The sequence below is a fragment of the Moorena sp. SIO3A2 genome (genome assembly GCF_010672265.1).
GTDB classification, from domain to species: domain Bacteria; phylum Cyanobacteriota; class Cyanobacteriia; order Cyanobacteriales; family Coleofasciculaceae; genus Moorena; species Moorena producens.
The window spans coordinates 48,143-58,559 of record NZ_JAAHHC010000037.1 but is presented as its reverse complement, the minus strand read 5'-3'; the positions used below and the strand labels follow the sequence as shown (position 1 = coordinate 58,559).

The following is a 10,417-nucleotide window of genomic DNA, read 5'->3' as shown; positions in this document are numbered from 1 at the left end:
TAAAGGCTGCCCTATTCTTGCGGTAACTTCTGACCGTATCGTTAATAAAGCTTGCCGAACGCGCCCCGCGTGGCCTACGGCCTTGTATCCTAACCAATGGGCGGAGTTGGCAAGAAGCCCACACTGAACCGATAGGTCAGTGTGGGAGTATGTCACTTAATAAGAAACGCCACGATATTTGAGGTTGACTTTGTCTTGCACAAGTGTTAAAGGATGGGCACTACCCAATCGGTAATTCAGTCCCCGGTACTTGCCAGCAAAGTCAACTGCTGTGGTGGAAACTTCGCAAGGATGGTGTTGGTAGCTAACACCGCGATAAGAAAGTTTCATAGTCTTCGCCTCATAATGTGAGTGTAGTGATAAGAGGCGCGTTCCTTCAGGATTCATCCTTACTTCCGTCTCTCCATGAAGCTTGCTCACCTATGGTTAATTCATGAAGAGATGAACGATTTTATGTTTCTGTATCTATTTTTACCGTTTTTCAGGTAAATGTCAATATCTTCATAAAAGTTAATAGTTTCGCGTTGTCGCCAGTTCTAACCTCAGGCGCTAGAGTTAGATAACTGCAAGCCTGTGGGAGTGGCAACACTATGAGTGATAAAGGTGAAAGTTATAAAGTTATTAGTGATAATCGACAAGCTCGTTTCCGCTACGAAATTTTAGAGACTTACGAGGCTGGGATTGAGTTAAAGGGAACGGAGGTGAAGTCTATCCGAGTTGGCAAGGTCAACTTGCGGGATGGCTATGGGTTGATTCGTGGTGGGGAAGCCTGGCTGCTCAATGTCCATATCTCTCCGTACCAAAATATCAACGAATATTTTAATCATGACCCCCGTCGCAGCCGAAAACTACTGCTGCACCGTAAGGAAATCAATAAGCTCACCGGTAAATTAGAACAGCAAGGTTTAACCCTTGTCCCCTTAAAGATTTATTTGAAGCGCGGCTTGGTTAAAGTCAGCATTGGTTTGGGCAGAGGGAAAAAGCTCCATGATAAGCGGGAGACGATCAAGAGGCGTCAGGATCAGCGAGATATGGCAAGGGCTATTAAACGTTATTGAAGGTTGAACGCGATCGCGTGGCCGAAAGGCCAAGGTTGGTTAGTTGGTTGGTAGGTTGAAGGTTGAAGGTTGAAGGTTGAAGGTTGAAGGTTGGTAGGTTGAAGGTTGAAGGTTGTTCGCTCTTGGCGTTCCCGTAGGGTAGGTTGAAGGTTGTTTGGTCAGCACAAAACTAGCAACCTGTAACTTGGTAACTTGTAACCTGCAACCTGCAAAGCAACCTGCAAACTTTAAACTTTTGACGGGTCAGAATTTGGATTGACATAGAAACTGGCAATAATGGCGACGACTAGCCACCATAGGGTCTGCACTTGAGGACGGTACCAAACGGTATCTACCAGACCATGGGCGAGCATTCCTGACATGGTGGCAATGGCTCCCATCAGCCAAAATCCCTGACGGTTCGCTAAATTTCTCAGACGACTCAGTTGTTGCATGCCTTGGTTGAAGGTGACTATCAGCAACCAAAGGAAACATAACATCCCGATCAAACCCATTTCTACGGCAGTTTCTAGGAAAATGGAATAGGCACTGAGGGCGGTATATTTGGGGCGTTGGAAAAGGGGATAGATTTTGTTGAAGGCGTTGTTACCTGGACCAATGCCAATGATGGGTCGGTCACGAATCATGTCCATCACCGCAGACCAAACATTCATGCGGAAGTTGTTACTACTATCTTCCCGACCAACAAAAATACTAGCAATGCGATCGCGTATAGCTGGAACAAACATGACGGCGAGAAGCATCACCCCAGCACAACTGCTTAATAGTGCTGGCATTGCCCAAGGGCGTAATTTAGGGGGCAACTGCACACTGTACCAATACACCAGCAGGATCAAGAAGACGAAAATACAAACAACAAAACCAATCCATCCACCCCGACTAAAGGTTAGCACTAGACAAATTGAATTCACGACTACCATCGTCAGTGCTAAGGCTTTGGGGAGCAAACCCTGCCAGACAAATACTGCTGCCAAACTCAATGCTACTGCTGGGATCAGATAACCAGCTAGTAAATTCGGGTTGCCCAGATAACTATAAACCCGCGTCAGTTTTGCTGCTGCTGAAGTGGGGTCTACCCAGGTAGCTAATGCTTCAGCCCCAAAAAACCACTGCCGCAAGCCGTAAATACTGACAATTAGTGAGATATGGAGAAAGAGGGTAATAATCCAGCTACGAAGGGGACGAGAACGTAATACCCTTGCCATCAGGGCAAAAAAGAACAAATAAAGGGTTAATTTTACCAAACCACTAGAGGCAGCCCCTTTCACCGGAGAGAGTGCGGTGGCTATAGTGGCAACACTCCAGTACAAAAAAACTAACAGATGAATGGGGCTTACCTTCGGCTTTCCTATATCATCGGATAAGGTTAGCAATACCCATAACCCTGCACTTGCAATTAACAAGATGCCTACTAGAGCATTGGAAACAAAAGGAGCTAAACTTAACACCAGAGCAACTATCATCGCTCCTATTGGGTCAGACCACTGTAGGAGCAAGCTACTCTGACGCCAAGCATCTAGGAGTCCTACCAGGCGATACAAATAGCTAGTGCCTCGCCACCGATACAGCTGTAAATTTGAAAGAGTAAACTTAGCCCATGCTGAATTCATTGTCTATTTTTTATTTGAACCCACCTCATCTATAATCTTTGATTTTATATCAGGATTCCTTCACCAAATACTAAAAAACTTTTCGACGCTTCCCGAAAAGCTGGCGTTCTCAGGGGGTCTTTAGCACTTTTGCTATCGACCACTTCAGAAAGACTAAGCAAAATTAAATAATTTATTAACTGAGCAACCTTTATCAGCCGTTAGTCTTCTATTTATGAGTTTTTTTGATAAATACGGTCTAGGTCTGATGGCTAGATCACCTTGACAGTACCGTTGCCTAGATTAGTTTAACATATGAGTCAATGAATCGGAACAGTGGTTTAACAGTTTTGATCAGGAGACTCTAATTGCGGTAAAGTAATCACGTACCGATACCCTAACTCTGGCAAACCTTGAACAGAAATTTTTCCTCTATGGCGTTTAGCTAAATGGCAGCTTAGTAATAGCCCTAAACTTTCACGAGATTCACTATTCTGAGGTCTTTTTTCCGATTCAGAACCCCAACTAGTAGTTTCTGGATCAAAAGAACTGGATAAAAACTGATTGTCACAGAGGAAGTTTGAACTCGAAGGTAGTTCACTTATTCCCAGTGCTTCAGTGATGAATGGGGTTTCTAAAGCATTAGCAACCGCTGCTGCTGCTGAGGGGGATTGTAACGGTAACTCATAAATTTGTCCGTACATCTGAGGTAGACCATCTCCGAGCCAGGGGTGAGAAACCCAAACCGCGATTTTCAAAGACACGACATTAGCCCTCTCCAAATCAGTTTTTCGAGAGACATGGATGCGTACTTCACCCCCTGCCTCAGCCGAGTAAATCACACTGAATATGAGGTAATATAGCATTTGTCGTACCTTTTCTTTATCCAGAAACCAGATGCGATTACCTGGCTCTACAGATAGATGCAACTTTTGTCGATGTTGCTGGGCTATCTGTGCTAAATTGTTCATTGCTTGTTGACAGAGCATTTCAATATCTACAGCAGTTAAATTTAGTTGTTCGCTGTTTTCATCAAAAATCCCCAAGCAAAGAATTTCATCAACCATCAAGACCAGCTGACGACCACTGCAATAAACAATTTCTAGATATTCTTTTTGTTTATCAGTCAAAGACCCATAAACTTGGCGACTTAATACACTAGCCATTCCCATAATCGATGTTAGAGGTGTGCGCAATTCCTGTGTCAGCTGAGTTAGTAATTTGTACTTAATGGTGTGAACTGAGTTAAAACCAGCTATCCCATCTAGAGAGACATTCCTAGGGCTAGAAGTTTGGCGATCAGACTCGACTTCCTGAGAGTGCTGAGGCTCTGTTGAAGAGTTAGTTAGCCAGTTAACAAAGCGGTCACGCTCTTTTTTCAAAAAATGATTCCGCTCAAATTCACTGAGACTCCAGCGAGCGGTAATTGCCAAAAACTCATAATCTTTGGTGGTAAAATTGCGAGGTACTAAATCCATAACTGCTAGGGTACCTAAACACTCTCCGTCAGCAGTTAACAGTGGTGCACCTAAGTAAGAACGGATACCGTAGTGGTGAACCAGTACACTACTAGCAAAGACAGGGTTGGCGACTGTATCATTAATCGCCAACATTTGATGACTATCTACTACATAGCTACAAAAGCATTCACTACGGGGCAACTGACGGGACTGTGCCACTCGATTCATTAGCCCGATTCTAGATAATCCCACAGCTGATTTGATGTGCTGTTGCGTTTGTACCATAAAGCCCAAAATGCAGATAGGCACATCTAAAAATCTGGCAGTAGTCTGAGTTGCCTCGTCGAAAACTGGTACTGTTTCTGCTTCGAGTAGACCTAAATCCCGAAGAGTTTTCAGTCGTTTTTTTTTCCGTTCTTTAGCAGTCAAACCATCCAAAGTACAAAAAATTTGATTTTCTTTTGCCATAACCAACCCATTCCCCATGGTTACCTTTGGTAGCACCACAGTCCACTGGCTACTGTAGTGCTACCCACAACACTTAAGGTTCCCAGATAGAGTAGTGAAGTAAACAAATTCTCAGGAAAATAAATGCTTAAATAATGCCATTTTTTTTGGTATCAGAAGCATTTTTGCGGTTGTTTCGTTCCTGACCGCTTATGGGAGTGATGTCTGAGTAGACCAAGCTGGATGAGAAAGCAAAGAGGAAAATACCCGAACACCTCTGAGCTGATTCGAAAGAGGCAAATGACCTTTTGGTGCACTGAGATCCCAGATAAACTCATGGGGATATCGGGTCCAGCGATTGCCAGTTTTCCAACCAATTTTTGGCCAAAGTTTTTCCCAGTTCTTGCCTAAAGACAACCAAAGCTCCCGCTGCACAGAAAATCCAAATTTGCCTTGAGAGTGAATAACCCACAAGATATCAATAGTTTGCAAATCCGTAATCGGGAAATTGTCTACTTCCGAAAAATACAGCCATCTTCTCTGTACAGCAGCAGCTCCTGCTAACTCACAGAGTTTTTCGAGAGTAAGACGGTCAGCTGCGAGAAAGTCTTGTTTAACTAGCAGCTGTTGCACGGGTGTGTAATCAATGCCTGCTTCAGAACGTAGGGGTACAACCCCAGTAGGAAAATAAGTTTGCAGAAATTCATTGGTTTTGGGCATATTGGCTTGATGGAGGGCTTGATAGGCAAAACCAGCACTGAGGATAGTCGGGTTGGCATGTTGCTCCTGTAAAAATTCCATTAACACGTCTAACCCGGCAGTGCCAGTGCTGGCAAGTTCCTGAATCAAAGCCTGTTGTTTTTTTTCAGAACTAGACTTTAGCTGGCGCTGGAGTTCGGCAACTGTGTTAGAGACTTCTGCTGGGAACCGGGCCGTTTGATCGCTCATGAAGGGTAGGGTTTGAGGTTGCACTCAAGAAGGTTGAATGTGATAGCTTTTAAAGTCGAGAGTCAAGCAAGTTGATGCTTTTAACCTAGACTACGGCAAGGAACCGCTTGTATACAACCTTAAAGCTTATAATTGTCTAAGCTTAAACCTTTTACGATCAAGAACTTGTGCCAAAATTTCACCGAGCCTAGTCCGTCAATTGTCTGTAGCGGTGCTTCACTCATAACCTGGTGGAACAATTAACTTGCAGGTTAATTGTTAGGGGTTATGGGTTAGGTGTTGGCTTTGGTTAATGGTTAATAGTTAAGCGTGTAAGTGTTTAAGCGTGCTTAGTACCTAATGTAAGCGTGCTATCATGCCTAATGTAAGCCAGCCTATACTGAAGTAGATAGGGAGATACCGGTGAGGGAGAGACAACATCCGAGGGTATAAAAAGTTTTTTCCAAAATTGACAAATAATCAATTTACAAGCACAACAACTTACCAAATTTCAACCATTCTCTATTCTCACCTGCTTATCGAGCCTGAAGAATGCGGTTAATGATTTGAGTAGTGGAGGTAGGAAATTCAACCTGGACTAACTCAATCCGCCCCCCGTAGGATTGAACAATTTTGGCTTCTGGTAAAGTGGATAAAGTGTAGTCACCCCCTTTAACGTACACCTCTGGTTGCAGTGCTTCAATTAAACGATTAGCTGTGGTTTCAGCAAAAATCACTACCCCATCTACGGGTTTGAGAGTTGCCAGAATTTCTGCCCTCTGTATTTCAGGAACCAGTGGTCGGGAAGGATATCCTGGCTGTGATGGTTTAATGCGGTTTACTGATTGATCACTATTTAGCCCGACCACTAGAGACGAACCCAAGGATTTGGCAATCTTTAAGTAACGGACATGACCAATGTGTAGTAGATCAAAACACCCATTAGTAAATACCAGTGGTCGCCATCGCTCTGACTCCTGGGTGATCAGCTGTTGTAATTCATCTGCAGTGTAAATTCCAGTCATCTAACTTGAAAATAGTTCTGAGTGAGTCAGCCAGAGAGTTCTGAGTTAAAAGGACTTACTTCGGTAGTAGGTTTCTCTACTACCAAGGCTAGCTCCCTCGCCCCGAAGGAGCTGATTTCTAATTTGCCGTCTACGATGTTGATTGGATTTTTTACCAAGAGGGTCAGGGGGTTTGACAGATTTACCAAGCTCTGATATATGGTAACTGTTGGCTTTTAGTTAGTAGGCCAGTTCAGGAACCAATACTATTATACAGGCGATGTAAATCGGATTCTGAAAACATATCCAAAAAATTGCTCACTCATTCTTCGTTCGCCGCTTACATCCTCTCCTTACTTCTTTGAAAAAGGGGAGCAAGCGCGATTCGAGTTAACGATTCCACCACACCAGAATATTTTTTCTATAACCGAGGGGATTCTCTGAGATCCCCAGTGCTTCGATGTTCCGATTGCTAGCTAACACTGCCTACTGGGTCAACGGTTTGAGCGAAGCAAAAGTGCCTTAGCTGATTTCGGTTCCAGTTATATACTAAAAAAGACTTATCTGAAGTTCCGGAAAACCCTGTCCGCAATTCGTTGAATCTTCCGTTCATGGAAAAGGGCAGTCCTAGTACACATAGGCTCAAACTTTTGCTCAAAATCGATAACCCATTTTGGCGGCGATTTTACTTCAGTTCATCTGACCTCTCACCACCGACCGTCCGGTAGACCGGACACTGGTTGCGGAAGAAGTTGAAAGCTGATCAGTTAAACTGTGAGGGGTTAGCTTGTCTAGGTCAGCAGTTAGGAAATTGGCAGATGGGTGATAGCTGATAGTTAAATAAAAGCTCAGTTGATTTCTGTGGGAAGTATAAATACAAGGCAGCTCCGTCACAATTGAAGATTGACCAATAAACCCGATTTCGCCGTTTGAGGGAAAATTCCTTTCATGTCTACTCCTTGGGACGTTTGTATCCCTGCTCATAGGCAAAGCGCACCAATTGGCTACGATTATGTAGTTTCAACTTATGGAGTATGCTACTGAGGTGAGTCTGCACAGTACGAGGGCTGATAAATAGGCGATCGCTTATTTCTTTGTTGGTTAACCCCTGAATAACTTGCCAAAATACTCGTTCTTCTGCTGGTGTCAAGGGTAGAGGTTTAGGTTTTGCCCCTACCTGAGCCAAAGTTTTAGAATTCTCAGCAGATGCTGAGGTTGATAATTGGTTAGCTAAATGGCCAGGAGCTATAGCAGTAGCTTGCTGCATCAACCGGACAATTTCAGCATGGATACGGTGCGAGCGCTCTAGCAGTGCTTCTATTTTTGCCTCTAATTCTCTCGGAGCAACTGGTTTAGTTAAATAATCATCTGCTCCCATAGAATGACCATTAATACGGTCTTCTAATTCTGCTTTGCTAGACAAAAAAATAAATGGCATCAGCCTACCATTGGGAATGTTTCTCAGACGACGGCAAAACTCTAGACCATCCATCTCCGGCATCAGCACATCAGAAACTACCAAATCCGGTGGATTTTTGACACAAGCTTCTAAGGCTTCAGTTCCCGAACACACTTGTTCTACCTGGTATCCTCGATGTTCCAGGTAGCGCTTCAAAAGAGTTAGCAGGGTTTTATCATCGTCAACAACTAAAATCTTTTTCATATTCTTTCTGGAGCCACCTTTTCTACAAACACTCCTGCCAATTGGTCATGAATTGATGCTGCTGCCATCTGGCTGGAAGTCTGTGAAAGGCCCACTCAGACAAACAATACACCATATCTTTTGATCGTAATTCGATTGACCATAGGCAGAATCTATGCTAATAACACTGTAAGTTTCGGTGTTGAAGCCCTAACTATTGACACATCACCCAAGCAATTTTTTAGGAGCGATGGCGCTGCACAAAGCAGCCTTGGCTGACTGTTGTAAAACAGTTGAACACCTTCCTATTACAGGAGAACTTAAGCTATAGAACCCCTATTTCAGCATAAAGGCTGATTTCAAACAGTTGAGCCATGGTGTAATAACTTCATCAAAGCTTTGAACTTGAACTACGTTCACTTATGCTAATACCCAGAAATGGGAATTTTCGGGAAGAAAGCTCAACAACTACCTGCTCTTTCTGTCACTCTTGCCCTGTCAATTAGTAATCATCTTAATGAGAAGATTAACTAGGGTATATTTTTTGCCATCCCCCTATAGATAGACTTTACCTCAACTACCATCTACCTGGGGTTGATCAGCAAAAAAGCTTAATGTCTCAAGCCCAATGCAGGAGATCTGGTAGTTTTCTGACTATAGGTCTATTGCCAACTTCCATCTGAAATTCATTAAAACTACTTTATGTACGAGAAAATCTCCCCTTGCCAGACTGGTTCTGCCATTACCTACAAGGATGGTCAACCCATTGTTCCTGACAACCCAATTATTCCGTTTATTCGCGGAGATGGTACTGGCGTCGATATCTGGCCAGCTGCCCAGAAGGTAATTGATGCAGCGGTCGAATGCGCCTATGGTGCCGATCGCAGCATCAGCTGGTTTAAAATCTATGCGGGTGACGAAGCTTGCGAAAAGTACGGTACTTATCAGTATTTACCCCAAGACACCCTAAATGCCATCAAAGAATACGGCATTGCTATCAAAGGACCCTTGACAACTCCTGTGGGTGGTGGTATGCGCTCTCTCAATGTTGCCCTGCGGCAAATTAATGACCTCTACGCCTGTGTGCGTCCCTGTAAGTACTACCCAGGAACCCCCTCTCCCCACAAAACTCCAGAGAAACTGGATGTAATTGTCTATCGGGAAAATACAGAAGATATCTACTTGGGTATTGAATGGCCCAAAGGAAGCGAAGTTGGTGAAAAATTGATTACTTTACTCAATCAGGATCTAATCCCAGCGACTCCAGAACATGGCAAAAAACAGATTCCCTTAGATGCTGGTATTGGCATTAAACCCATCAGTAAAACTGGCTCCCAGCGTTTAGTGCGCCGCGCCATCCAACATGCCCTCAGGCTACCTAAGCCTAAGCAGATGGTGACTTTGGTACATAAGGGGAATATTATGAAGTATACCGAAGGCGCGTTCCGGGACTGGGGTTATGAACTAACAACCACAGAGTTTCGAGCAGAATGTATAACTGAACGGGAATCTTGGATTCTCAGCAACAAAGAGCAAAATCCTGACATTACCCTGGAAGATAATGCTCGCGCGATTGAACCCGGTTATGATGCCTTGACCCCAGAAAAACAGGCGAAAGTGATCCAGGAAGTGGAAAATGTCCTTAATTCCATATGGGACACCCATGGGCAAGGTCAATGGCAAGATAAGGTGATGGTCAATGACCGGATTGCGGACAGCATTTTCCAACAAATCCAGACTCGACCAGCGGAATACTCTATTCTGGCCACGATGAATCTCAATGGTGATTACCTATCCGATGCTGCTGCTGCTATGGTTGGTGGATTAGGTATGGGTCCAGGAGCTAATATTGGTGACACGTGTGCGATTTTTGAAGCCACCCATGGCACAGCTCCCAAACATGCGGGTCTAGACCGGGTCAATCCAGGCTCTGTGATTTTATCAGGAGTGATGATGCTAGAGTATATGGGTTGGCAAGAAGCTGCTGATTTGATTAAGAAGGGGATATCAGATGCGATCGCTAACCGGGAAGTTACTTATGACCTAGCCCGGATGATGACTCCACCCGTAGAACCTCCCCTGAAGTGTTCTGAGTTTGCTGAGGCAATCATTAAATATTTTAGTTGACACTTGAGTCTTTTAAGTTGGTAACCCGATCAACAGAGGTTTTGAGCAAACTTTTTACGACAGGCCATGCCAGAAACTGGGTCGATGAACCGAACGTGCAAGTCTACATTTAAGGGCAATCCTTGGGAAGATTTGCCCTAAGCCCTTGGTTGCTGTCAAGCTG

At 44.1% G+C, this 10,417-nt stretch carries 9 protein-coding genes and 1 riboswitch; of the genes, 2 read left to right on the top strand and 7 right to left on the bottom strand.

Annotation, left to right across the window (positions count from 1 at the left end):
* Positions 1-156: 156 nt before the first annotated feature.
* A complete protein-coding gene (locus F6K64_RS28760) occupies positions 157-330 on the bottom strand; it encodes a DUF4278 domain-containing protein (protein WP_287249983.1) in 174 nt (57 codons plus the stop codon).
* Positions 331-365: 35 nt separating this feature from the next.
* Positions 366-450: riboswitch (Glutamine riboswitch) on the bottom strand.
* Between the two features lie 140 nt (positions 451-590).
* Here F6K64_RS28760 and smpB point away from each other — a divergent pair.
* Complete coding sequence (gene smpB / locus F6K64_RS28755) at positions 591-1,058, top strand: SsrA-binding protein SmpB (RefSeq protein WP_008182507.1); 468 nt, start codon at positions 591-593, stop codon at positions 1,056-1,058.
* Positions 1,059-1,097: 39 nt separating this feature from the next.
* Here smpB and F6K64_RS28750 read toward each other — a convergent pair whose 3' ends face one another.
* The 6 genes from F6K64_RS28750 to F6K64_RS28725 form a co-directional block, all read right to left on the bottom strand.
* Positions 1,098-1,223, bottom strand: a complete 126-nt coding sequence (locus F6K64_RS28750) for a hypothetical protein (protein ID WP_267872018.1) — start codon at positions 1,221-1,223, stop codon at positions 1,098-1,100.
* A 62-nt stretch (positions 1,224-1,285) separates the two neighbouring features.
* The gene (locus tag F6K64_RS28745; RefSeq protein ID WP_008182505.1) at positions 1,286-2,668 is read right to left on the bottom strand and encodes an IctB family putative bicarbonate transporter; all 1,383 of its coding nucleotides are present in this window, start codon (positions 2,666-2,668) and stop codon (positions 1,286-1,288) included.
* A gap of 320 nt (positions 2,669-2,988) precedes the next feature.
* A complete protein-coding gene (locus F6K64_RS28740; RefSeq protein WP_131827202.1) occupies positions 2,989-4,575 on the bottom strand; it encodes a GAF domain-containing sensor histidine kinase in 1,587 nt (528 codons plus the stop codon).
* Positions 4,576-4,764: 189 nt separating this feature from the next.
* On the bottom strand, positions 4,765-5,502 hold the full coding sequence (locus F6K64_RS28735) for a GUN4 domain-containing protein (RefSeq protein ID WP_044492691.1): 738 nt from the start codon (positions 5,500-5,502) through the stop codon (positions 4,765-4,767).
* A gap of 515 nt (positions 5,503-6,017) precedes the next feature.
* Positions 6,018-6,506: an adenylyltransferase/cytidyltransferase family protein gene (locus F6K64_RS28730; RefSeq protein ID WP_008182497.1), complete on the bottom strand. Its 489-nt coding sequence runs from the start codon at positions 6,504-6,506 to the stop codon at positions 6,018-6,020.
* A gap of 931 nt (positions 6,507-7,437) precedes the next feature.
* On the bottom strand, positions 7,438-8,148 hold the full coding sequence (locus tag F6K64_RS28725) for a response regulator transcription factor (RefSeq protein ID WP_008182494.1): 711 nt from the start codon (positions 8,146-8,148) through the stop codon (positions 7,438-7,440).
* Positions 8,149-8,829: 681 nt separating this feature from the next.
* Between F6K64_RS28725 and F6K64_RS28720 the strand changes: the two genes are divergently transcribed.
* The gene (locus F6K64_RS28720) at positions 8,830-10,254 is read left to right on the top strand and encodes an NADP-dependent isocitrate dehydrogenase (protein ID WP_008182493.1); all 1,425 of its coding nucleotides are present in this window, start codon (positions 8,830-8,832) and stop codon (positions 10,252-10,254) included.
* Positions 10,255-10,417: the final 163 nt, after the last annotated feature.